Source organism: Neobacillus sp. GCM10023253, assembly GCF_042653105.1.
Lineage (GTDB): Bacteria > Bacillota > Bacilli > Bacillales > Cytobacillaceae > Neobacillus > Neobacillus citreus.
Genome location: NZ_JBHSHV010000003.1, coordinates 825,356 through 849,724, shown reverse-complemented (window position 1 = coordinate 849,724; position 24,369 = coordinate 825,356). Strand labels below are relative to the sequence as shown.

Annotated in this window: 25 protein-coding genes and 2 riboswitches; of the genes, 5 read left to right on the top strand and 20 right to left on the bottom strand. The window is 40.0% G+C overall.

The window, feature by feature from the left end:
• The first annotated feature begins 3 nt into the window (after positions 1 to 3).
• From ACFPA1_RS04480 to ACFPA1_RS04470, 3 genes are all read left to right on the top strand, one after another.
• On the top strand, positions 4 to 156 hold the full coding sequence (locus ACFPA1_RS04480; RefSeq protein WP_213140411.1) for a YpzG family protein: 153 nt from the start codon (positions 4 to 6) through the stop codon (positions 154 to 156).
• Between the two features lie 158 nt (positions 157 to 314).
• A complete protein-coding gene (locus ACFPA1_RS04475; protein WP_378581498.1) occupies positions 315 to 818 on the top strand; it encodes a GNAT family N-acetyltransferase in 504 nt (167 codons plus the stop codon).
• 113 nt (positions 819 to 931) lie between these two features.
• Positions 932 to 2,257 carry an ATP-binding protein gene (locus ACFPA1_RS04470; protein WP_378581496.1) on the top strand — a complete coding sequence of 442 codons (1,326 nt, stop codon included), beginning with the start codon at positions 932 to 934 and terminating at the stop codon, positions 2,255 to 2,257.
• Positions 2,258 to 2,295: 38 nt separating this feature from the next.
• Here the strand turns inward: ACFPA1_RS04470 and ACFPA1_RS04465 are convergent, their stop codons facing one another.
• From ACFPA1_RS04465 to ACFPA1_RS04445, 5 genes are all read right to left on the bottom strand, one after another.
• Positions 2,296 to 3,435, bottom strand: coding sequence for a GerAB/ArcD/ProY family transporter (locus tag ACFPA1_RS04465; RefSeq protein WP_378581494.1), 1,140 nt, complete (start codon positions 3,433 to 3,435; stop codon positions 2,296 to 2,298).
• 21 nt (positions 3,436 to 3,456) lie between these two features.
• Positions 3,457 to 4,671 (bottom strand): Ger(x)C family spore germination protein, encoded by a 1,215-nt coding sequence (locus ACFPA1_RS04460; RefSeq protein WP_213140415.1) that lies wholly within the window; start codon positions 4,669 to 4,671, stop codon positions 3,457 to 3,459.
• Positions 4,668 to 6,251 carry a spore germination protein gene (locus ACFPA1_RS04455; RefSeq protein ID WP_213141269.1) on the bottom strand — a complete coding sequence of 528 codons (1,584 nt, stop codon included), beginning with the start codon at positions 6,249 to 6,251 and terminating at the stop codon, positions 4,668 to 4,670. Before ACFPA1_RS04455 ends, ACFPA1_RS04460 begins: the two co-directional genes overlap by 4 nt.
• Positions 6,252 to 6,656: 405 nt before the next feature.
• On the bottom strand, positions 6,657 to 6,863 hold the full coding sequence (locus ACFPA1_RS04450; protein WP_241113637.1) for a hypothetical protein: 207 nt from the start codon (positions 6,861 to 6,863) through the stop codon (positions 6,657 to 6,659).
• 112 nt (positions 6,864 to 6,975) lie between these two features.
• Positions 6,976 to 8,193, bottom strand: a complete 1,218-nt coding sequence (locus ACFPA1_RS04445) for an MDR family MFS transporter (protein ID WP_378581492.1) — start codon at positions 8,191 to 8,193, stop codon at positions 6,976 to 6,978.
• Positions 8,194 to 8,346: 153 nt separating this feature from the next.
• Between ACFPA1_RS04445 and ACFPA1_RS04440 the strand changes: the two genes are divergently transcribed.
• On the top strand, positions 8,347 to 9,024 hold the full coding sequence (locus ACFPA1_RS04440; protein WP_378581490.1) for a DUF421 domain-containing protein: 678 nt from the start codon (positions 8,347 to 8,349) through the stop codon (positions 9,022 to 9,024).
• A gap of 44 nt (positions 9,025 to 9,068) precedes the next feature.
• On the opposite strand, the gene ACFPA1_RS04435 is transcribed toward ACFPA1_RS04440, so the two are convergent.
• Positions 9,069 to 9,335: a phage holin gene (locus ACFPA1_RS04435; protein ID WP_378581489.1), complete on the bottom strand. Its 267-nt coding sequence runs from the start codon at positions 9,333 to 9,335 to the stop codon at positions 9,069 to 9,071.
• Positions 9,336 to 9,518: 183 nt separating this feature from the next.
• Between ACFPA1_RS04435 and ACFPA1_RS04430 the strand changes: the two genes are divergently transcribed.
• Positions 9,519 to 11,621 carry a transglycosylase domain-containing protein gene (locus ACFPA1_RS04430; protein ID WP_213140419.1) on the top strand — a complete coding sequence of 701 codons (2,103 nt, stop codon included), beginning with the start codon at positions 9,519 to 9,521 and terminating at the stop codon, positions 11,619 to 11,621.
• Positions 11,622 to 11,637: 16 nt separating this feature from the next.
• Here ACFPA1_RS04430 and ACFPA1_RS04425 read toward each other — a convergent pair whose 3' ends face one another.
• The 14 genes from ACFPA1_RS04425 to ACFPA1_RS04360 form a co-directional block, all read right to left on the bottom strand.
• Positions 11,638 to 12,219 carry an ECF transporter S component gene (locus ACFPA1_RS04425; RefSeq protein WP_213140420.1) on the bottom strand — a complete coding sequence of 194 codons (582 nt, stop codon included), beginning with the start codon at positions 12,217 to 12,219 and terminating at the stop codon, positions 11,638 to 11,640.
• Positions 12,219 to 12,887, bottom strand: a complete 669-nt coding sequence (locus ACFPA1_RS04420; protein ID WP_378581486.1) for a DUF4430 domain-containing protein — start codon at positions 12,885 to 12,887, stop codon at positions 12,219 to 12,221. The genes ACFPA1_RS04425 and ACFPA1_RS04420 overlap by 1 nt, the downstream gene beginning before the upstream one ends.
• 2 nt (positions 12,888 to 12,889) lie before the next feature.
• On the bottom strand, positions 12,890 to 13,936 hold the full coding sequence (locus tag ACFPA1_RS04415) for a hypothetical protein (protein ID WP_378581484.1): 1,047 nt from the start codon (positions 13,934 to 13,936) through the stop codon (positions 12,890 to 12,892).
• A 386-nt stretch (positions 13,937 to 14,322) separates the two neighbouring features.
• A riboswitch (cobalamin riboswitch) is annotated at positions 14,323 to 14,516 on the bottom strand.
• Positions 14,517 to 14,653: 137 nt separating this feature from the next.
• Positions 14,654 to 15,121, bottom strand: coding sequence for a 6,7-dimethyl-8-ribityllumazine synthase (ribE, locus tag ACFPA1_RS04410; protein WP_213140423.1), 468 nt, complete (start codon positions 15,119 to 15,121; stop codon positions 14,654 to 14,656).
• Between the two features lie 18 nt (positions 15,122 to 15,139).
• Positions 15,140 to 16,333, bottom strand: a complete 1,194-nt coding sequence (locus ACFPA1_RS04405) for a bifunctional 3,4-dihydroxy-2-butanone-4-phosphate synthase/GTP cyclohydrolase II (protein WP_213140424.1) — start codon at positions 16,331 to 16,333, stop codon at positions 15,140 to 15,142.
• 37 nt (positions 16,334 to 16,370) lie between these two features.
• Positions 16,371 to 17,030, bottom strand: a complete 660-nt coding sequence (ribE, locus tag ACFPA1_RS04400) for a riboflavin synthase (RefSeq protein WP_378581482.1) — start codon at positions 17,028 to 17,030, stop codon at positions 16,371 to 16,373.
• Positions 17,031 to 17,180: 150 nt separating this feature from the next.
• Positions 17,181 to 17,328, bottom strand: a riboswitch (FMN riboswitch).
• A gap of 75 nt (positions 17,329 to 17,403) precedes the next feature.
• Positions 17,404 to 17,871, bottom strand: a complete 468-nt coding sequence (locus tag ACFPA1_RS04395; protein WP_378581480.1) for a GyrI-like domain-containing protein — start codon at positions 17,869 to 17,871, stop codon at positions 17,404 to 17,406.
• A gap of 192 nt (positions 17,872 to 18,063) precedes the next feature.
• On the bottom strand, positions 18,064 to 18,903 hold the full coding sequence (locus ACFPA1_RS04390) for an oxidoreductase (protein ID WP_378581478.1): 840 nt from the start codon (positions 18,901 to 18,903) through the stop codon (positions 18,064 to 18,066).
• Between the two features lie 188 nt (positions 18,904 to 19,091).
• Positions 19,092 to 19,292, bottom strand: coding sequence for a cold-shock protein (locus ACFPA1_RS04385; protein WP_213140427.1), 201 nt, complete (start codon positions 19,290 to 19,292; stop codon positions 19,092 to 19,094).
• Between the two features lie 112 nt (positions 19,293 to 19,404).
• Positions 19,405 to 20,151, bottom strand: coding sequence for a Cof-type HAD-IIB family hydrolase (locus ACFPA1_RS04380; RefSeq protein WP_378581476.1), 747 nt, complete (start codon positions 20,149 to 20,151; stop codon positions 19,405 to 19,407).
• 177 nt (positions 20,152 to 20,328) lie between these two features.
• Entirely contained in the window at positions 20,329 to 20,634 is a 306-nt protein-coding gene (locus tag ACFPA1_RS04375) for an iron-sulfur cluster assembly accessory protein (RefSeq protein ID WP_213140428.1), read from the bottom strand.
• A gap of 27 nt (positions 20,635 to 20,661) precedes the next feature.
• Positions 20,662 to 21,330 (bottom strand): CDP-diacylglycerol--serine O-phosphatidyltransferase, encoded by a 669-nt coding sequence (pssA, locus tag ACFPA1_RS04370; RefSeq protein WP_249366408.1) that lies wholly within the window; start codon positions 21,328 to 21,330, stop codon positions 20,662 to 20,664.
• 218 nt (positions 21,331 to 21,548) lie between these two features.
• Positions 21,549 to 22,328 (bottom strand): TerC family protein, encoded by a 780-nt coding sequence (locus tag ACFPA1_RS04365; RefSeq protein WP_378581473.1) that lies wholly within the window; start codon positions 22,326 to 22,328, stop codon positions 21,549 to 21,551.
• 290 nt (positions 22,329 to 22,618) lie between these two features.
• Positions 22,619 to 24,151, bottom strand: coding sequence for a carboxypeptidase M32 (locus ACFPA1_RS04360; RefSeq protein WP_378581471.1), 1,533 nt, complete (start codon positions 24,149 to 24,151; stop codon positions 22,619 to 22,621).
• Positions 24,152 to 24,369: the final 218 nt, after the last annotated feature.

The window sequence follows — 24,369 nt, the reverse complement described above, 5'->3', positions numbered from 1 at the left end:
TTGATGAGCTACAGAGAGCGTATGGATGCACACTCGGATATGTTTGTAAAAAATTCGACAAGGCATAAGCGTCAGAAATCTCAGGTGAATGGCGAAACGCAAATGTCGCAAAACAACATCATCTTAAGGAGTAATGCCAAAGCCCACCGTTGGTAGGGATTTGCCAATGAAACGAATCAGGGAAAACCTTTTTCCAGGATTGCATTCCCGGGAAAAGGTTTTTCTTTTTAATACTCGACAGGATATTGATTTTGCTTGATAGAAGGTTTACCATAAAATCTAGTTATTTATTCAAGTTATTGGGGTGTTAGGTCATGTTTGAAGAATTCATAATTAGAGATGCAGAAATAAAAGATTTAGAAGATATTGTTCACATATATAATACAACCATTCCAAGCAGAATGGTGACTGCTGATATAGAGCCTATCAATGTTGAAAACCGGACGCAATGGTTTCACGATCATTCACCTGAATTTCGGCCATTATGGGTAGTAGAACATGATGGGAATATTTGCGCATGGGTAAGCTTTCAATCCTTTTATGGGAGACCTGCCTATAATGGCACTGCTGAAATCAGCATTTACATTCATCCTGATTATCGAGGCAAGAAACTTGGTAAATATCTGATCCAAAAAGCAATCGACTTCTGTCCAAATATCGGCATCAAGACCTTACTTGGCTTTATATTTGCCCATAATGAGCCAAGCGTTAAACTCTTTAACAGCTTTGGTTTTGAAAAATGGGCCCATCTTCCAAATGTAGCCGAATTAGACGGAATTGAAAGAGACTTGATGATCCTCGGCAAAAGAATTTACTAGATAATTGCACTTTGCCTGTTTTTCCATGAATATGATGTTTCTAAATCATCCATTATCAAGTAATATAGATAAAAGATAAATATATAACCCAGTAGAGGGAATTGGAGATTTTCATGCAGAAAAAAAAGCTGATTATCATCTACTTTTTTACTAGTTTAATATGGATTTATGGTTCCAACTATTTAGTTGAACATTTTGTGCCAGCTTCTTATATGGAAATATTAGCAAGAATCAAAGAAATTTTTTATTTAATGGTCACTGGGGCATTCATTTATTTCTTTATGAATAAAGCAAATGAATTGAATGAGTCCAAGGAAGACCAGCAGCGCCTTTCTACCCTGATTAATTCGATGGTGGATTTTGTCAATTTTAAAGATGGGCAAGGCCGATGGATTGAGGCCAATGATTTCGGGTTACAATTATTCCAGCTTGAAAATGTTGATTACCGAGGTAAAAAAGATTCCGAGTTAGCCGAGCATACAGACTTTTATGCCGATGCTCTTAGAAATTGTGAGATTTCAGATGAAGAAACTTGGAAAAATAAAAAAATTACCCGTGTTGAAGAGGCCCTCCCCCTTCCAAATGGGTCAACAAAATTTTTTGACACGATAAAGGTCCCTCTATTTAATCCTGATGGTTCTAGACAAGGACTGGTTGTTATAGGTCGCGATATAACAGAAAAAAGGGACATGGTAAATAAACTTGAAGAACGGGAAGAGCGCCTGAGAAGGACCGAAAAGCTGTCAGTTGTAGGAGAACTGTCGGCGAGCGTTGCCCATGAAATACGTAATCCGCTTACCTCCCTTAAAGGCTTCGTACAGCTCCTTAAAGTCGAGGATGAAAGACACCAGTTTTATTATCAAATCATGCTTGATGAGCTAGACCGAATTAATCACATTGTAGGTGAACTTCTATTACTGGCGAAGCCTCAAGCCGTAAAATTCACAAAGGCGGATGTTAAAAAACTCTTAAAAGATGTCATTTCATTACTAAGTTCTGAAGCCAGTTACCATAATGTCCAGATTGAATCTCGTTTTCCAAACGTCGAAATGACGATTGAATGTGAGCCAAACCAATTGAAACAGTTGTTCATAAATATCATAAAAAATGCGATTGAAGCATCTGGGAATGGCGGCATGGTTACCATTTCTTTTAAAAAGATGGAGCCTGAAACGATTTCAATTGTTATCGAAGACAATGGCTGTGGTATTTCTGAGGAAAGGCTTGCCAAAATTGGCGAACCTTTTTATTCATCCAAAGAAAAAGGAACTGGTTTAGGATTAACTGTTAGCTTTAAAATTGTTGAATCACATCATGGCACCATTCATTTTGAGAGCAGGGAAAATCAAGGTACATCTGTTCATATTGTCCTCCCTATCCTACAGGCAAGCAGTGTCCCACCCCATCAAGATAACAAAAAACAGCCTTCACTGCGTTAAGGAAGGCTGTTTTTTGCATTCTATGCTAAAAGAAATTATTACTGACTGGATTGTTGATTAGGCTGTTGGGTCGATTGCTGTTTCGGTTGCTTCTTTCTATTTCTAAAAAAAGCGATGACTAGTAAAAATAATGGAATAATAATTTGGAAGGGCCAATGTAAGTAGATGGTAACAACGTTTATCCCTTCCTCGATATGTTCTGCAAAATTTGAGGCAATCATTACTGATGACAGTAATATTAAAAAACCGATTGGAAAATTCAGCTTTTGATGGCTTTTAAACTTGAATAAATCGGCAGCTCCAATCACTGCCGCATAATAATAGATGGTTATTTTAAAAAAGCCGCCAATCACCAAATAAAGCATAAAAAACACATCCAGCCGTTCAATAAAATTTGCTAATTGAATTTTCCCAATTGTGGTTAATAACGGGAAATTGGATCGTACAAAAAGATCTGGTCCCAATACTGCTACGTTAACTAATGCGGTAATAGCGATATTGATACCTGCTAAACTCATTCCCCCAATACAGGCGATTTTGACCTTTTTTGGATTGTTTAAATAAGGCAGAAGCATGGTAAAAACAATCATCTCCCCAAATGGGAAAACGAGGGTTTCTTTAATAAATGTGCGAAGTACAGGTTTAAATCCATTCTCCAGCATTGGTCTAAGATTTTCAAAGTGGATAAGTCCAGAACCTGTAACAAGGATCATTCCGATAATTGCCATGATGTAAATTAGGGCGAAGTACAACTCACCAATTCTGGCAATTACCTCAAAACCTTTATGAATCCCATAAATGATGGTCAAAATCATTAAAGAGTTGATGACAACTAGAGGAGTAGCTGTGTAAATAGTCGTTGTTAACAGCTCTCCGAAGTCCCGTAATACTCTTGTCGCAATATAAATAAAATAGACAATGTACAACAAGGCAAGTATTCTGCCAATCCATTTTCCCATTATTTTTTGCAGATAGCCTGTCAATGGAAGTTCCGGGTAATATATAAAAAGCCGGTAATAAACAAAAAAGATTAAAATTCCTCCCGCCAGCCCTAATAAAATGCTAATCCAAGCATCTTGCCTTGCACTTGCTCCAAGCCCAACAAGTAATGAGCTTCCCATTTCAAATAGGACCACGAGGACAAACATCTGCGATGCTTTTATTTTTGCGTTTTCCATCCCTATCCCCTCACTAAGGGTTTATTGATTGATATCAAACCAAAATGGCTTCGTCCGGATTCCTTCACGACGTGTATAGGAATCTACCTTAACATTTACTTCAAGGTCCGCAAATCGTTCGTTCCAATTCCCTTTTAATTCTTTCCAAAGCTTTGGATTTTCCCGGTGAATTCTTTCACCGAATCCAAAAATATCACTTTTCTTCTTTTGAACTTCGGTTATAGTCGACTTAATTTGTTTTTCTATTTCTTTTGCTACGGACTTATCAATTTTTTCGATTTCCTTCGGGTCTGTTAAATCCACCGTCGTATTTGCTTCACTTATCCACCCTTCAAATTCGATCGCTACATTTACAACAGGCTTCCCCTGTTTAATATTTACGCTAACTTTTGTTTTAGATCGGATCGGGGCCATCGTGATAGCATTTTTTTTTCCATTCCAATCAACATTAATAGAAGTGCTTTTAACTTTATTCATAAGCCATACCACGCCGCGGGCCTTTTCTCGGTCGATCCACCCTGAAAGCTTACCATTCTTAAAAATCGCCAATCCTGAAGAAGCAAGAACGGCCTCTGATTTTGTCTTCTTTAGATCATCTGATGATCCAGACATATTTTGGTTGCCGGAAATTTTATAACCATTTACGAACGGCTCTCTCCCATGACTTATAAGGGCGTTTATGAACTCATCAATATCTACGCTCATATTTTCACCTAACTGCATTTCGGTAGATTCTATTTCTTTTGTAACCTTATTGACAGGCAATTTATCAAGATTAGCCAGTGCTGAGACCAATTTTTCTGCACTGGTTTTTCTTGCTACGACTATCTCTGTTGTCGTTCTAAATTCCGGATCACGATCCAAGGCATCAAGAATATCAAGGAGTCCATCTTTCGCCACTTCCTCACTTACGGCAATTAAATTGGTATGGGCATAATAAAGACGCCGAGAAACTTTTTGGGTCGCTCTTCTGGCAGCTTCAGTAAGTGTATCGCCTGAACTTGTATAGACCGCAATGGGAAGGCCCTGTCCCCCGCCTCCGCCTCCTTGCCCGGAAGTTACATTTCCCGGATTAACAATTTGAAATGAAACTTGAAACCGCCGATTTTCTCCTTTATCAACACCGATAGCCATTACAAATGCTAAATCTGTCAGCTCCTTTTGATTCCAGCAGGCGCTGAGAATCGGAAGGAACAAACCGATGAGTAAAAAAATCACCATGGTTTTTTTCATCATGATTCACCTTTCGAATCTTGACTATCCTCCTGTTTAGGAGGCATTGGTTTCTGATTATCTCCAGCTCTTACCGTATTTCCCTTACTTATAAATTTAGGGCGGTATTTCATAGCCCAAATAGGATAACGGATAAATATATCCTGCTGATTTTGAACATTGAAAGGTGCAATCGGCATCATATAAGGAATCCCAAAAGAACGTAATGCACATAAATGGATGGACATAAACATTAGCCCTAATACAATTCCATATAAGCCAAGGAAAGTAGCCAATGCCATCATTGCAAAGCGAATTAATCGTGCAGCAATGGCCATCATAAAGGTTGGTGTCGAAAAATTGGCAATAGCTGTAATTGACACAACAATAACCATTATAGGGGAGACAATTCCCGCCTGAACAGCTGCCTGCCCAATAACTAATGCTCCTACAATGGAAACCGCCTGACCCACCGCCCTCGGCAGCCTTAAGCCTGCTTCCCGTAATATTTCAAACGTCACTTCCATGATTAAAGCCTCTACAAATGCAGGGAAAGGGACATTCTCTCTTTGAGCAGCAATGGCAATGGCCAATGTGGTAGGAATCATTTCCTGATGAAAGGTTGTCGCTGCAATATATAAAGCCGGACCCATCAGAGCAATTAAAAAGGCTAAAATTCGTAGTATGCGAAGACTTGTCGAAATATCAAAGCGGGCATAATAATCGTCAGGCGCTTGAAAAAATTGAGCAAAAATAGCCGGCACTGTAATAACAAAGGGTGTTCCATCCACTAAAATGGCAATTCTCCCCTCCAATAAATGAGACGATATCACATCCGGTCTTTCGGAATGATGGGTCGTCGGAAAGGGTGTCCAAGTTTGGTCCTCAAATAATTGCTCAATATAACCTTCCGCCATCACAGCATCAATGTTAATTTGATTAAGCCGTTCTTTCACTTCCCCAATAATTTTTTCATTAGCGATTCCCTTGATATACATAATGGCAATATCGGTTTGTGCAACGGTACCCAGCTTCATCGATTCCAGCCATAAATTTGGGCTTTTTATCCGCCGACGTATTAATGCGGTATTAGTTCGAATTGTTTCCGTAAAGGAATCCTTTGGACCACCGATAGATAATTGAGTACTTGGTTCGGAAATGGAACGTTTATCCCAGCCCTTTGTTTCCACATTGATTGCTTGATTATAGCCGTCTAAAAAAAAGAGTGTATTTCCCGAAAGAAACGAATCAAAAACTTGATTCCAGTCAGTGGCAAACTGAAAATTTCCTAAACCCGCTGCTTTCTCAATTAAAAACTGAAACGGATCTTGAGTACCATTGAAACTTGAATTTAAAAGGGTCTCATTAAAAAAATCATTGATTAGTTGACCATTTGCCAGTCCATCCACATATACAATGGTTCCTTTAAGACCACCAATTTGATACTCACGGAACAACAAGTCCGTGCTGTTACCTAATTCTCCTTTAATTCGTGAAACATTGTCTTCAAAATTCCTATGGATAGGTTGTTCTTCAGGTTTTTGCGGATCATTGTGCTGTCTTACATTATCATTCTTTCGTCTTTTTTGTTTATTTTTCAACATGGTAGACCAAATCGACACAATTTCCCCCACCCTTTCAGAACAAAATGGATATATTAGGTAGATTGCCCAAAAATAAATGGGTTATCCTATATTTACATAGTATTAATTGGTTAAGCATAACTAACTGATAATAATAAAAGAATCATGATAATATTATTAGAAGGTGACCTATTTGAAAATATTACTCGCATCCGTTCTTATAACGCTAACCCTAGCAATGTTAATTATTTCAATAGATATGATAATGGGCACTAAATTTTCTGGAATTGTCACGAAAGAACTAAATCCTTTTAGGGTTATGGAACCTGCGGAAAATATAATCATCTTCTTGTTTATACTCTATTTTTTCATTAAATCGGTTGTATATTTTTTTAAGAAAAGAAAAGAAAATACAAAAAGCTCGCCTTAAAGCGAGCTTTTTTCATGATTATTTGGTTCTGTAGTTTCAGTATTTTTATGCTTCCGTCTAATCAGCATTACTAAAATGGGAAACCGATTCTTCCATATTTCTATTCTCTGAACATTTGGTCCGTAAACATATCGATTCCAAAAATAATAAGTCGTTTCCTCAATCACGAAAATCGACAAAATTACCATCACCATCCAGAACATTTACAGGACCCCTTTTTAAAAGGATTAATTAATCCTATTCAAAAAAAGTTTTTTCTTTCCTATTATTTATCAAATTTTACCTAACGGGAGATTTTTCGGCAATCAAAATCTGTTAAAATGATTCAGCTTTCACAGTCTTTGACTCCATAAACGTTTTGTTTCCTGCTGTGAAGAAAATAATGCTGGCTAGGGTTACTAACGAAATTATCAAAAACATGAACTGTCCTTGAAGGTGGCTTAGTAGATATCCACCGAGGATTGGACCGAAGAAATGACCAATCTTTCGAAACTGTCCGGCTCCGAAGTAGGTGCCGCGTAAATGTTCTGGGGCAAGTTTGTCCATCATCATGCTGTTGGCCGGGAAAATCAATATTTCACCAACCGTTAAAAGCACCATGGCAATAATTGCTGTTACCCAACCATTAATGAAGCTAAATCCGATTAATCCGGCTGTCATAAAGATAGCACCGAAAACCATTCCCTGCATCAAGCTCAGCTTCTCCGCGATATGGCTGATTGGCATTTGCAAAAACACCACCATGACAGCATTGATGGTAAGAAGCACAGAGAAAATCAGCACGCCATTCTCCACCGACTTTTCCAGGTACTGCGGCAGGTTCGAGTCTATTTGGGAATATCCCATGTTTATCAAGATAATCCCAACTAATAAATATCTTAATGCCTTATCCGTCTTTATGATTTTAAATGCATCTGCCGCAGAAACTACTTTCTTCGCAGCAGCTTCATTTGAGATAACTAGTTTATTCATTAGCCATAACAAGACTATGGCATACAATAGATAGGTACTGCCTGTAATGGCAAAGGAAACTTTTGCAGATGTATTCGCAAAATAGGCCCCAAGAAGCGGACCAACAGATGCCCCGATATTGATGGCTGTGTACCGTAACGAATAAACCTTCATGCGTTTCGTCTTGTCAGTTAAATCTGCCATAAGAGCTTGAGAGGTTGGTTCGAAAAAGGATGTACAAAGTCCATTAAGGGCGTTAAGAATAATGAACCAGATTTGCGCATTTGCAATAGTAAAGCCGAAGTAAACAAGTGTCAGCGTAAATAAAGCAGTCAGCATGATTGGCTTACGGCCAAAACGGTCCGACAGATGCCCACCGATAAATCCCCCCACCGTTCCCATTAACGGGCTCATCCCAACTGTAATCCCGATTACAATTGGAGAAAGCTCCAAATGCCTTGATAAATAGATAGACAAAAATGGCAGAGTCATAAAAGCGGAGCCCCTGGTTAAAACGGTTCCTAATAACAAGACCCAAACGATAGGATGAAACTGTCCAATATACTGTTTTATTCTGGTCATATAGATGTCCTCGCAAATTTTTAGATACATACTAGTAAACTATTTTATTAGAAAAATGTAAAGAATTTTCTTGAAGATATTGGAATGTGTTTCATTATACGAATACTTGGCAATAAAAGAATGTAGTATGAGTTTTGATTGGAGCATTGGATTATGAAACTGGCTTACATAACAGCTGACCTGATTGTTGGCTTTATCCTTCTCGTTCTTTGGATAAAAGTCATTGGAAGAAAAATTATTAAAAGGGCAACTCCCTTTACCTTTATTTCCTCCATTGTTCTAGGCGAAATAATTGGTAACGCCATCTATAATGATAAAATCAGTTTTTACTATATTATGTATTCGATGGTCCTATGGGGGGCTCTTCTTATAACTGTCGAATATCTTGGACAGAAGTTTCTAGTCTTTCGCGGCATGGTTGAAGGAAAGCCCTCAGCACTGATTAGAAACGGTGTGGTAGACCGGCAGGAATTGAAGAAAAACCGTATGAATATCAATCAGCTGCAAAGCCTGCTCCGGCAAAGTGAAACTTTTTCAATCCGTGAAGTCGCTTATTGCTATCTTGAGCCAAACGGGTCATTAAGTATTTTAAAAAAGACAAAATATCAAAAAACCACTCAAGAGGACTTTAATATGCCTCCCAAGCCGGTCTGTGTCCCCGTAACAATTATACGGGATGGGGAGGTTTTATGGGATGAAATTACCGATTTAGGGTATGATGAGGCTTGGCTGACAACTCAGCTAAATTCCCATAATATCACGGACTACAAGAATATTTTTATTGCTGAATGGCTGGAAGGGGAAGGTTTATTTGTACAACCCATTTCATAACACAGCGAAAAAGAGGCTGTCTCGCTTGACAGCCTCTTTTATGGTTAATTTGGATCTTTATAATTTAAGGCTCGGGTACTGTCGCCATACCCTTTGGTCGTCGGGTCTTGCACAATACCTAGCAATGATAGCAATACAAAAACAGCATTTGCCAAGGTAATTACCCAATCCTGAAGTGCATCCGAAAGCTGGAAACTAGTTATGCCCATGGAATTTAATCCGCCTAGAATCATTTGCGCGACAATAAATAGCTGCGAGATAAATGCAATCACCCAGTTCCGGTTCTTGAACCGAACTTTCCAGTTAATCATGACACCATCCCTTTCCATAAAAATGTTTTATCTTTCTACTAACATATGCTTACATTGGAATTGGTTGTCCACGATTGTCTTGGTATTAAAAGATTTCTATTCAAAGGTCTTTGTTGGTCTTTTTTAACTTGAATATTTATAATAGGAAGAAGCAAAAAATCACACGAAGGTTAGGAGATAATTATGGACAAGCTGCGCCCAATCTGGGAATTAGTCGTCCGTTTCTGGAAAAAGAAACATTTAACTCAAATTCTATTGTTGATTTGTCTAGTAGTCGTGCTTTCAACTATTTCATATTTTGGCTGGCTCGCCTCGAGAGCGAATGTACAGTCATTAAAGGAAGGCCTTAGCCAACCGACAGTTGTTTATGATAAAAATGGCAATGTTGCTTCAAATGTTGCAACAAACCGGACAAAAGGTGTCAAAATTGAAGAGCTGCCCAAATATGTTCCGAATGCAGTGGTAGCAATAGAGGACGAGCGATTTTATGAGCATAGCGGTTTCGATATTCAAGGGATCGCCCGTGCCTTCTTCGGTAACTTATTCGCCGGAAGGATTACTGGAGGAGGAAGCACCCTTACGCAGCAGCTCACCAAAAACGCGCTGCTTTCGCCAGAACGAACCTATAAACGGAAGGCTGAGGAATTATTTTTAGCGGTAAAAATTGAACAAGTTTATACTAAAGACGAAATTCTGCAAATGTATCTGAACCAAGTTTATTTCGGCAGCGGTGCCTGGGGAATTGGCAATGCCTCAAAGAAATATTTTAATAAGGATGCCAAGGACATGACCATTAGCGAGGCGGCAATGATTGCCGGTCTTCTGCATGCGCCGAATTATCTTGATCCTTATAGAAATTATAAGGGAGCAATGGACCGAAGAGATGTCGTGTTGGGTAAAATGAAAGAACTCGGGATGATAACCACAGCCCAGTACAGCCAGGCTAAAAAAGAAAAAATCCGCCTGCATGACGGTGGTGGCAGCTTCGTAGAGCGGAAATACCCTTATTATGTTGATGCTGTTTTAAACGAAGCCATTTCCCGATACGGCCTGACACAGGATGAAATTTTAACAAGAGGCTACAGAATTTATACGGAAATGGATCAAAATTTACAGGCGGGCCTAGAAAAGGTTTATGCTAATAAATCCTTGTTTCCTAGAGGGATGGGGGGAGAAACCGTCCAAAGCGGCTCTGTCTTGATGGACCCAGCATCAGGCGGTGTGCTTGCCCTCGTTGGCGGACGCGGTGAACAAGTGTTTCGCGGCTTTAACCGGGCGACGCAATTAAAGGCGCAGCCAGGTTCTTCAATCAAACCGTTGGCCGTCTATACAGCAGCTCTTGAGGAAGGTTATACTTATTCGTCTGAGCTGGTCGATGAGCCGCTTACATTTGGCAATTACAAGCCGGAAAATTTCACAAAAACATATCAGGGCAAGGTTCCTTTGTATAAGGCTTTGGAAGACTCCTTAAATGTTCCGGCCGTATGGCTGTTGGATCAGGTTGGTTTAAACAAGGGGCTTGATACCTTGAAACGTTTCGGAATTCCTGTAGAAAAAGAAGATAGAAACCTAGCAGTTGCACTTGGTGGGATGAGTAAAGGCGTTTCCCCTCTGCAGATGGCCAATGCTTACACTGTTTTTCCAAATGGCGGGAAGCGTCAGGACAGCCATTTGATTACAAAAATTGTCGGCCCAACAGATAATATTATTGCTGAGCGGGAAGCTAAAACAACCAAAGTGACCTCCAAAAAGGTGGCAAATGAAATGACCTCCATTCTTCTAAATGTGGTTGAATCTGGAACAGGTCAAAAAGCCCGCATCCCGGGAGTACAAATTGCCGGGAAAACCGGTTCAACTCAGCTTCCGTTTGCTGATATAAACGGCACGAAGGATCAGTGGATGGTCGGCTATACGCCAAATCTGGTAGGGGCCATTTGGATTGGTTTTGACCAAACGGACCGCCAGCACTACCTGCCAAGCTCAAGTTCTTCAAATGTCGTGCCTATTTTTAGAGAAATCATGAGAACATCAACAACCTCTCTTCCAAAAGAAAATTTTGATGTTGTGTCCATAAATGCTAAGCTAGCCGGGGAAACAAACCCTGCTGCAAACATACAAGACCAGGCAGAAGAAATTGGTAAAGAATTAAATGATAGTGCCAAAAAGATTGGGAACACGATAAAAGAACAAGCACCTGAATGGAAAAAGGGTTTGGAGGAAGTACTCTATAATGTTGGCGAAAAGGTCGACTCGTTGATTCAAAAACTGCAGAGTATGCAAAAATAGCACGCCGCTTGGCGTGCTATTTATCATCTGTTAACTCGATTGGGTTTTGATGAAATGTTTTTTCCTTATGCCTTTGTAAAAGCTTTAGCAGGACTGGACCAAGAGTTAAATAAAACAAAAAGTTGCCGGCCGCATGATATAAATCAAACGGGATCCCTCTTAGGTAGTAAACCCAAAAAGCAGCCGGGCCGCCAATGATGAAAACGTTTAAGGATACCATGAATCCAAAAAACAGCCCGGTAAAACCGGCGTATACCGATAAAAGCAGATGGGGAATTTTCTCATAAAACCTTCCAATTACGCCCGATACAACGGCAACTGCTCCCCATGCTATCAGCTGCATAACAACAAAAGGACCAAAGCCCAACACCAGGTTTGAACCCAAAACCGTCAGAACTGCAATAATCAGACCAAACCTTACTCCATAAATCAAGGCAGAGCAAATTATTATAACCGTTGATGGCTGGACGTTTGGAATCATCCCCATATAAATCCTGCCAACAATACTCAAGGTTGCTAAGCACGCCATCAAGGTCATGTTTCTTAACGTTAAAAGGTTCCGCACCCTGGGCCTAAATATGGAAAGAACGCTTTCCATCACTTGTCCTCCCTATAATCAACAACATAATTCCACTCTAATGTGTCGCCAGGATTAACATCCTTTACGCCGGATGAGCGGTCTCCTTTGACTCCATTTATTCTGTAGCTCCATCCGCTGTATGGCCCTTTGTCAAACTCACGCCAGCCGCCAATACCTTTTGTATATAGCGTGGCACCTGAACCAGTAGTTTCCAGCTTTATGCCGGCCTCTTGACAGACTTGTTTTAAAACATCAGCCGCTTTCGTTTGATCGTTTATTTCAACTGACCGCGGTGCAATTAAATAGCCATCAGGCGTCTTTACTGAAACAGTTACTGTGTCTTGCTTTTTTTCTTCGACCGGTGCAGATGCTGGTGCCATACTGCCCGCTGGCTGCTGCGTTACCGTTGAAGTTTGTTTTACAGGCTGAGTAGTAATTACTTTTACGGTTGAATTCTTTCCAGCGGTATCAGATGACGTTGCTTCTGCATTTGAAACAATCCCTTCCACATTCTCTACAGTTTCGGCAGCGGTTTGCTGATCCTGCTGGACTTGTTTAACCTGTGGGGTGGTTGTTGTTGTTGTAATCGTTTTGCCCGGAGTATAGCCATATAAAGCATAGCCAATCCCGCCGATAACCAAAAGCCATGATGCAATATCACCGATGATTTTCTGCCAGCCTTTCATGGTTACACCCCCAAGAACTTTCTTCTAAGAACTAAAGCCAGTGCCCCAATAAATGCGGTAGTGCCTCCTACCTTAAGGTTATTGGAATTGATGGTACCACTTTCTTTTTCAACTTTTACCTCAACTTTGGGTTCACCCGCTGCTGTTTGAACCGCGGCAGGCTGCTGGACGACTATCACTTGCGGCTGTGAAGATGTATTTCCTGCAGCTCCAGCTGTGCCAGCATTATTGTTTGTAATGATTTCTCTAATTACCTCTTTCGTTGACTCTGGGACAGGTAATTTTGAAACGTCTGTTGTCGGCGTAACAGTCACATAATTATTGTTGTTTACTACTGTTGGTGTTGGAGCAGGTGTTGATGGTTGGGCTGGTGTTGATTCAACTGGCAGTGGTGCAGCGAAGTGAAAAAGCCTATCACCATTCTTAAATAGGTCATATGCTACTAGCGCTTGAAATGCCTGTTCAGTTGCCATTGAGTTTTCGGCTGTTTCACTTTTCAGCCATTTAAAACCATCTTCCCATGGCTGTGTCTTATATGACAGCAATGCTTTAACTGGATTAGTTGACCCCTTAACAAAATCACCTGCGGTCGGGTCAACTCCTACTGATGATAAACCAATAATTGCTTGAGAGGTAGAGTTGGCGTTATCACCACTGTAAGAATCGCCGAATTCCGCGTTAGCACCTTCTGAAGTCTTTAAGAAATTTACAGCATTATCAATATCAGCCTTTACAACAGGATCTTCTTTGTGGGCAGATAAGGCGGTAAGCGCCATACCTGTAGAATCAACGCTAGCCGTACCATCCCAGCCTGCCCATCCGCCTGTTGGCAGATCAGAGGCTGTAATCTTATCAATCAGCTTCTGCTTAGTCCATAGTGCATCAGCTGGAATATCGTACTCACCTGAATCTAAAGCGATTAAAGCGTAGATATAAGCTGTTGTAGAGGTTAATGTTGTATCACTATAAGCCTTATTAATTAGGTTCTGACCTTTATAATTTTGCGGGTTTTCCCCTAGTGCACGAAGTGCTAATATAATCTTATGCAATTCAGTACCCTTCACATCTCCTGTTAAACGAACATCTAACTTATCAAGATAAGCTGTCTTATTAGATGCTGTCAGCTTACCTGCTCTACCGAGAGTTATTATATGCCAATCTGAGTCTAATACTGACGATTGAACATGCAGTGCTGTCTTGTGAATCTGGTCTGAAACATTCTCTTCGGCGTACACATTAATTGGCAGCGAAAGGGCCAGTGCACCAATTAACATGATTGATTTAATCTTGGTTAGTTTCAATTTCTTCTCTCCCTTTCTATCTTTACCCCAAAATTGGCATAAAAAAATCCTCCTATCAGTTAGGAGGAGGTGTTATGTATGCTAAGTAACAAACGAGTGACGTTTCCTGCTTAACACTCTCCTATCCACGTAGGCATTTGTGTTTAAAAACAGGCAGGTTTCCTGGCTCATGGTCATTGCTTCCTATGTCTTCCCATCTATTAAGACAGTGACATCGTATAGGTTGCTCCCATTTACAGTGGCGGGACCGCGTTGGCTTTTAACCAACTTCCCTATTAAGCTAAGAGTCTTGTTTTAAGACTTTAGCACCTGTTTTTTAAAGATTATTTTTTTATGCTGTTATTATTATAGTAAAAGTCTGGTTCATTTGTACATGTTTTTGTTTTTGCTTTCTTTTTTATAAATCAATTTATTGAATTAAACAAGCAAGGAGCAACCCTAAAAAGGTGCCCCCTTGGCCTTCTGTTATTCAAAATTTCTTGTTAGGTTGGCCATTTCGATGGCGCCAGAAGCAGCATCCCAGCCTTTGTTGCCTGCTTTTGTACCAGCCCGCTCGATTGCCTGCTCGATTGAATCTGTGGTTAATACTCCAAAAATAACCGGAATGCCAGTATCAAGCGTGATGCGGGATACTCCTTTAGCGACTTCATTACATACGAAATCAAAATGTGGTGTGGAACCACGGATAACTGTACCTAGTGTGATAACTGCATCATATTTTTTACTGTCTGCCATTTTTTTAGCGATTAATGGAATCTCAAATGCGCCTGGAACCCACGCGACATCCACATCAGATTCATTCACTCCATGGCGCTTTAAAGCATCCTGTGCCCCAGACAATAATTTGCTTGTAATAAACTCATTAAAACGTCCTACTACAATTCCGACTTTCAGTCCTGTACCAACTAAATTTCCTTCAAAAATATGTCCCATTTCTATTCCTCCGTATTTTTAATAATGAAGCAGATGGCCTAATTTATCATGTTTGGTTTTTAAATAGCTTTCATTTTCGGGTCTCATTTCCATTTGCAGCGGTACCCGCTCGACGACTTCCAGGTCGTAGCCCTTTAGGCCCTTAATTTTACGCGGATTATTCGTTAATAGCATCATTTTTCTGATACCAAGATCTCTTAAAATTTGTGCACCAATTCCATAATCCCTTAAATCAGGCTTAAAGCCGAGTTTTTCATTTGCCTCTACCGTATCATAGCCTTGTTCCTGAAGCTGATAGGCCTTCATTTTATTAAGGAGCCCGATGCCTCTGCCTTCCTGGCGCATATACAACAGCACACCATTTCCGGCTTGTTCAATCTGCATCAGGGCGGCGTGGAGCTGCGGACCACAGTCACAGCGGTAAGACCCAAAAACATCACCCGTTAAGCATTCCGAATGAACCCTGACCAGAATTGGCTTCTCCGGGTCAATTTCACCTTTAATGAGAGCAACATGCTCTTTGTCGTCTACCATATTTGAATACCCGATTGCTTTAAAATCGCCATATTCAGTCGGCAACTTGATTTCCACTTCCCGCTTTACCAATTTATCCTTTTGATTTCGGTATTCAATTAGATCTTTGATCGTAATCATTTTCAGGCCTAGCTTATCGGCGATTTTTCTTAGCTGCGGTACCCGGGCCATCGTCCCGTCTTCATTCATGATTTCACAAATGACGCCAGCAGGCTTGGCTCCAGATAGGTTTGCAAGATCTACTGCTGCTTCTGTGTGACCTGTTCTTCTAAGGACGCCGCCTTTTTTAGCGATAAGCGGAAAAACATGGCCAGGTCGTTTAAAATCGGCAGCTTTTGACTGAGGATCAATCAAATTCATGATTGTCGCAGACCGTTCAAAGGCCGAAATACCTGTTGTAGAATTTTTATGATCAATGCTGACTGTAAAAGCAGTCCCATGCGGGTCGGTATTGTTCGCTACCATCGGCATTAAATCCAGTTTTTTTGCTAATTCTTCCTCAATCGGAACACAGACAAGGCCTCTCCCATGCGTTACCATCAAATTGATAACCTCAGGAGTCGTTTTTTCGGCAAGCGCTATGAAATCTCCTTCATTTTCCCTGTCCTCATCGTCGCAAACAATGATAACCTTCCCTTGTTTCAATTCTTCGATTGCTTCTTCAATCCTGTCAAACATACCGTATCACTCCTTTGTTCAGTTTTTTCATGCAATTTTATAAAAATCCATTCGCTTCTAAAAATTGAGCCGTAATACCTGATTGGCCTTTAGGCTTCTGATTGTTCGAAAAATTATTCATAAAATGAGCGACATACTTTCCAATCATATCGCATTCCAAATTTACAATCTCACCCGGTCCTTTGTTACCGACCACAGTTTCCGACATCGTATGGGGAATTAGCGATAAGGTAAACGAGTTTTCGGTTACTCCAAATACCGTTAAGCTTGTCCCATCCACTGTTATGGAGCCTTTATAAATGATGTATTTCAATATTTCCGGCTCGGTCTCAATTTCATAATAGACAGCATTTTCAAGGGCATTTTTACTTTTAATAACCCCGGTGCCATCGATATGCCCCGACACAATATGACCGCCAAACCTTCCACCGGCCGCCATTGCTCTCTCAAGATTTACTTTTGAGCCGCGCTTTAACGAATTTAAACTAGAGGCTTTAACCGTTTCCGGCATGACGTCGACCGTAAAACGGTTTCCCGTAAAGGAGGTGACAGTTAAGCAAACCCCATTGACAGCAATACTGTCTCCAAGATGAACATCGGCGAGAATTTTTTTCGCTTCAATCGTCATCACAAATGAATTACCAGTCCGCTGTATAGCCGAAATAGTACCAATCTCTTCAATAATTCCGGTAAACATCCTTCTTTCTCCCTTCATTAGGGTTTCCAGGGATTAAAGATTCTTCTAAAAAGCAAAAAGACCCTGAGGTAAAAACCTTCAGGGCCTGTTTAAAGACAATAGAAAATTAAGGCTTAAAAAAGGCTAAATTTCGCCAATTTTAATCCTGCTATTTCCCTTCTCCCATCCAGACTTTAACTGTCGGCTCCGGAATTTCACCAGATCCACCGTTTAACAAAATTGTTAACCGGGTCACGGACTAAGAAGCATGTGCTTCATCACCGCCGGTAAGGATTTTCACCTTGCCCCGAAGGAATTACTGTTAAATTATTTTAATATTATTATACAGAAGTGCATCTGTAAAGGAAACCGAACTGATTAATGAAAATAAACTTTATTTATACACCATTACTGGCAAATAAATTTCAAAATGAAGATCACCGCTGGCATTTTGCTCTTTGTGCTCTTCCTTATAAATCTCTAAACTTAATGCTTGATGATCTTGCTCATAGCCATATTCTTTCATCCACGTAAACAAAAGGTTATATGTATTTTCTACCTCATCAGGTTTTCCTTTATGGGTTGTCACCACATAATTTTTACTTGGAATCGTAAAGCCAACCATTCCTTCCGGGATTTCTGTAATTTTTTCAACAGGTGCAGTGACGTAATAGGTAAACTCCGTCTCCCGGCTATGAAACGGGGCAATAAGAACCGGTTCCTCTGTCTTAAAGGAAATTTCCTCTAGGCGTTGTTCAAATTTTGTAAACAACTTGGGTATCTTGTTAGTTTCAGTATAACTTCCATTCCATGAAATTCCAACTACTCTCAATTCATTTTTTTCTACTACTTGGATATCCATGTTAAAACCCCCTTTTTTTCTATCTTATTTCTAATATTCTCACAATATCCTTAAATTCCTGCCAAAAAAATTCGACTTTTTCAAAAATTTATTATTTTAAAAAAATCAAAAACGCAGCCAAAATGGTGGCTGCACTTTGTTTCTAAATGTTGGAATTAATTTCAAAAATATTCCACAAGAACTTCTTGAAATTTATCTCTTAGGTAGTTTGTTTAATAGAATCCTCTCCCATCGGCTCCATGGGATCAGATTTTTAATGAGGATGGCCATTTGTACACCCTTACCAATAGGAAAACGTAATGCTGGTTTTTGCATTTTGGCTATTACTGCGATTTTTTGGGCTACCTCCCGTGGATCGCCAAACTTTTCTTCTCCGGATAGAATGTAATTTTCCATACCTTCCATTAGTCTGTAGTACGGTGAGTCAGGTTGGGAGCGGGTAATTTGTTTTCCTGAAGACCAAATACTGGTCCTGTACGATCCAGGCTCTACCAGTACTACATCCACGCCAAATGGCTTCATTTCTAGGCGGAGGCATTCACTCCAGCCTTCTAGGGCGTGCTTTGATGCCACATATGGTGACATTCCTGGAAAGGCGACAACGCCGCTGATGCTGCTAAGATTAATGATTTTTCCATGACGCTGCTGTCGCATATATGGCAAGATGGCTTTGGTAACTGCCATCACTCCAAAAACGTTTGTTTCAAATTGTTTGCGGTATTCCTCCATCGGGAGCTCCTCGACAAACCCGGCAGCGGCGTAGCCCGCGTTGTTTACGAGTACATCGATATGGCCTAGAGATTCCGTTAGTTTGGCGAGTTGGTTGATTGAGTTTTGTGAGGTAACGTCTAGTTGGTGGATGGTGAGTTTATCTTCGATGTTTTCTTTCTTGGCTTCTGAAAGGAGTCCTCCGCTTTTTTCAAGATTTCTCATCGTCGCAATAACATGAAAACCCGACCGAGCAAGCTCCAGAGTTGTTAAAAGGCCGAATCCGCTTGAAGATCCTGTGACAATAGCAATTGGTTCGTTCATGGTAATCTCCCCCTTTAATAAAAATGTAACAAATTTTTGATAAATATCTACAAAATTCAGCAAGAAAGTTATCTTTTTAAAAAAACCAACCAAAAAAGGCCGTTCGCACCCTAAAACGCGAACGGCCCAATTTATTTTTACGAAAAAAACAGACCCTTTAAAAGAGTCTGTTTAATTTTTAACAGTTATTAAGCTTTACGGACATTTACCGCTTGCGGCCCACGCTGGCCGTTTTCGATATCAAACGTAACTTCTTGTCCTTCGTCTAAGGTTTTGAAACCCTCGATTTGAATTGCAGAGTAATGAACGAAAACGTCTTCTCCGCCATCTCTTTCGATAAATCCAAAACCTTTTTCACTGTTAAACCATTTTACCTTGCCATGTTCCATTTCTTTCGGTGCCTCCTAGCATAATCCCATAACTAAATTTTGCAAAATAATGCTTGCACATATATTTTTACCCGTATGCATTCCTCATATACCAATACCAAACAAAAAAATTTTATTTATCCAAAACCCATTTGCGAATAGCCTTCGCCACGCCATCTTCTTCATTGGAAGCTGTCACCCAGTCAGCCGTTTCCTTTACAATCTCCTGTGCATTTCCCATGGCTACGCCCATGCCAGCTTCTTTAATCATGGCCAAATCATTACGGGAGTCTCCAACAGCCATTACATTTTTCATCTCAATTCCGAGCCGCTCGCACACAAGCTTTAATCCTTGCGCTTTGTTAATACCTGAAGCGTTAACCTCTATGTTGAATGGCGTGGAATTTGATAGTTCAAATTCACCTCTAGTTTCTAGCTCTTTAATCACAATTTCGCGAACGGCATCATCATGAATATTGAAGCCAAATTTCATCCACTCGACCGAATGCAAATCCTCTGGCATTTCATTGTGCCAGTTTCGTTCCGTACTGATTGCCCAAAATGTCGCTTTGTGCTCATTGGCAAGCTTCAGCATCCATTCAATTTGTTCAGATTTTACAAGCGATCTTCTCACAAGTTCGCGTTTTTCATCCCAAATCTCACTCCCATTTACCGTCACCAAAAAGGACGAAAGATTTAGAGAATCGGCATGATTATTACTATTTAAAAAAGATCGTCCTGTACTTAGAACAACAAATACGCCCTTATCCTGGGCTTCTTTGATTGCCTCACGGTTTGCCACAGAAATTTCATGCTGATTATTTAATAAGGTCCCATCCATATCAAGGGCAATTAATTTAATATCTATATGATTATTCAATTCCTCTTGCTCCCTTCTGTTCTGCTCATTACATTAGATTACCATTTTTGAATATGTCTTTTCAAAGAAGGAGACTTTTTAATTTACATAATATTTTTATGGGAACTACAAAAAACTCCCTGCGATATTCCGCAGGGAGGGAGATGAAAATAAAAAACTGATAGTTGCTCCTGATGATTAATGATGATGGTGATGGCCGCCTCTGGATGGGTTGGTAATTACCCACTCTTCATTAGGTACTTGGAAAAATTGAATCCAAACACCATCCAACCATTCATTATCCTTTTCCAGAATAAAATCAATATCCTTATCGGATTTTACCACTTCGTCCTTGTCGGTTGGTGTATCAAGCATCAGGTCATAATGGGCATGATCGCCGTGGATGTTGGAAACATAAACACGAAACAATTTACCCTCCGCTTCCTCTTGTCCAAGCATTTTTTTCAATTCCTTTGCAGCACTACGATTTACTTTTACCTTCATTTCTTCTAAGCCCTCTTTCTAAAATAATTAACGAGTATTTCGTTTTCTTTTCTCTCTAACCAGCTGGAACCAAATAAACGCGATGTATAGCGGTATAGCTACATAGAGAAAGTACGGAAAACGATATTGTTCTTTTTTGAAAAATAAATAAATGGCGCAGCCTAAAAAAGCAGTGACAATAATTCCGTATTTGGGCAGGGGAACGTCCTTCAGGCTTGGGATTTTAACGGTGCTTACCATTAAGAAACAAATCACAAAAAAGGCGATAGGGAGAACAATTGATGGCATTTTGCCGTGAAACAGCGTCAACAGCGTTAACACCCCGCCCCCAGCCGTGATGGGTACACCCGTAAAATACTTTAATGAAGATTTCACCGCATTTATGTTGAAGCGGGCTAATCGATAAGCTCCGAATAATGGAAACAAACCTGAAATCGCCATGCCCACGATGCCATATGTAGAAAAGTAGGAGTAATAAGCCATCATCGCAGGCGCAACACCAAAGGTAACGATGTCAGCGAGTGAATCAAGCTCTTTCCCCAGCTCACTTTCCACACGCAGTATTCTGGCAATCCGTCCGTCCATGCTATCGAGCATCATCCCGATTAAAATCAGAATGGCCGCATTCTTATAATCACCCTGGGCCGAATACATGACCGACAAAAAGCCAAAAAATAAATTAAATAGCGTAAACAAATTTGGAATACTGTTTCTAATAATATGTATCACTCCAATTTAAACTATAAAAAGGATTAAATTAATACCCTTTTATTCAAAATCATTCCTCTCTTAATAATATCTGTTAGGTTACGTTACTATGTCAATATTATATCATAACATATTTTAACAAAATTAATTTCAAAAACCTAGAAGAGGCTGTTCCGTAATGAAACAGCCCCCCTTTTATGATTTCATTATGATGCTTCTTTTTCTGACGTTTTTAATACTTTATCCTTTGAGAAGAGCCATCCGACTGCTGCAATTCCAACTAATACAACATAAAAACTTACCTTCCACTCGGTTGAGTGGGCAAAATCTTCATTTAATATTGCTAGTTCAGGATGGGAAAGTGTATAGACAGCCAGTTTTACCCCCACCCAGCCAACAATCGCAAACGCGGCAATCTCAAGGCCTGGGCGTCTTTCGAGAAGCTTAACAAACATATTAGCTGCAAAACGCATAATCACTAGACCAATAATTCCGCCGGCGAAGATGACCAAGAACTTTCCGCCATCTAATCCGCCTATATTCGGAAGCGACGTATTGGGAAGAACGACAGCCATGGCAACAGCTGCAAGAATAGAATCAACAGCAAAAGCAATATCCGCCAATTCCACCTTAAACACGGTGGTCCAAAATCCACTTTTTTTACTTATTTCCTTTTTCTCTTTTCCTTCAGCGTTTCTTTTCACTACTTTACGGAAAATGTGATTGCCGGCCATAAATAATAAATAAAGGGCACCAATGGCTTGAACCTGCCATACATCCACCAGGAAGGAAATGGCGAAAAGAGAAGCAAAACGGAAGATAAATGCACCAGCCAACCCGTAAAATAATGCCTTTTTTCGTTCTTCCTCTGGGAGATGTTTTACCATGATCGCCAATACCAAAGCATTATCCGCCGCTAGTAAACCTTCTAATGCCACCAAAATAATTAAAACCCAGCCGTACTCCAACAATAGAGATAAATCCACTATACAATTCCTCCTTTAAAAGGTTTTGGTTCATAAAATACCCTTTTGCCAAATAAAAAGGCCTTTACCGAATACAGTAAAGGCCTAAAAAAGCATATAAAAAGACCTTTACAGTAAAGTAAAGGTCTTGCTAACAACGTCCAGGTTGCCAATAAAGCCGGAGAATAAATTCTCGGAATGACGACTTTATTGTAGCAGCTACTCCCCTTTAAAAAGGAAATATTCTATTACTTATACTATATTAAACTTTTAAAAAGATGTCAATGTAAGTTTCTAAGAATGCAAATATTTTACAGTTCATAAACTGCGGAGTATTTTTTCTCGAGGTATTGCACCAGGTAGTCAGCATTCAATTCTTCACCTGTTACCTTGACAATTAATTCATTCGGTGTATAAAGCTTCCCATATTGATGAATATTTTCCTTTAACCAGTCCTGAATCGCATCAAACCTGCCATTTTCAATAAGCTGATGAAATTCCGGCAAATCCTTTTGAATTTTCCTTAGAATTTGCGCCGAATAGAGGTTTCCTAACGAATAAGATGGGAAATAACCAATGCCGCCAAACGACCAGTGAACATCCTGCAACACTCCCACCGTATCAGAAGTCGGAGTAATTCCTAGGTAATCCTCGATCTTTTGATTCCAAATGCTTGGCAAATCCTTTGCTTCGATTTCACCAGCGATTAGGGCCTTTTCGATTTCATAGCGGACCATAATATGCAAATTATAGGTCAGTTCATCTGCTTCAACTCGGATGAACGATGGCTCAACTGTGTTAACCGCTCGATAAAACTCATCGACAGAAACATTTGCAAGCTGCCCTGGGAATGTTTCCTTAAGCTTGGGATAAAAATAATTCCAAAATTCCTTGCTGCGGCCGACCATGTTTTCTAAAAATCTTGATTGAGATTCATGAATCCCAAACGAGGCACCGCTTTGAAGGACAGATTCCTCATATTCCGGATTAATATGCTGTTCGTAAATGCCATGACCCGCTTCGTGGATCGTGCCAAATAAGGCAGAGCGCACATTTTGTTTTAAATAACGCGTCGTCAAGCGGACGTCCCCAATATTCACTGTTTGAGCAAACGGGTGAACAGTCTCATCCAATCTTCCGGCCTCCATATCAAAACCAATGATTGGCAGGATATAGCGATTAAATTGTTTCTGCTTTTCAACTTCAAAAGCCTGGTTGAAAATTTCCGACCTTGTTCCTTTACCATTCTTTTGAATCCGATTCAATAACCGTACACTGGATTCTCTTAGCTTTGCAAATAGCGGATCCAGTATTTTTACGGTTAAACCAGGTTCAAATTCATCTAGCAAAGCATCATATGGATGGTCCTTATAGCCATAGATTTCAGCGAACTTTCGCTTGTACTCTACAATCTTTTCCAGATACGGCAGGAAACGCCCAAAATTGTTATTTGCTCTTGCCTCCTCCCAGGCATCATTTGCCTGTCCTGTCAGCACCGAATAGTCCTGGAACATGTCAGCGGGAATGCTTTTGGATTTTTCATAAAAAGTCTTATATTCTCTTACCTTCGCTTTTGTTGCTTCATCTAAAACTGCAGAATTCGCAGAAAGTGTTAAAGTAGTAAGCAGTTCACCCATTTCCGGCGAAACCGATAATTTAAAGACCTCTGTCCTTAATGTGCCGGCTGCCTTTGCAAAAACGTGTCTCCCTTTTTTCGGTGCCATCACCTTCTGATCCCAGTCAGCCAAACCGATAATACTTGAGTAATGCGTTATTTTTTCATCTAATGCCTTAAATTTCTCCAATGCCTGTTGTATTTTCGGCTCCAATACCTTCTGTTCCATATTAGCCCCCTTCTGTTCTATTTTCCAATTGATGAAAAAACTGTTAGTTCATCCCCATTTATTATAAAGGAAAACTGGTCATTATGGAAAAAATTTGAAAGCCTTTTCAAAATGATTTTTATTTCTTTTCTCCCTCATTTTTATGTCTGTATAAATTTTACAAATGGGCGGAAAATACAAACATTGTTCAAAAGATTTCCGAATTTATTAATGGAATT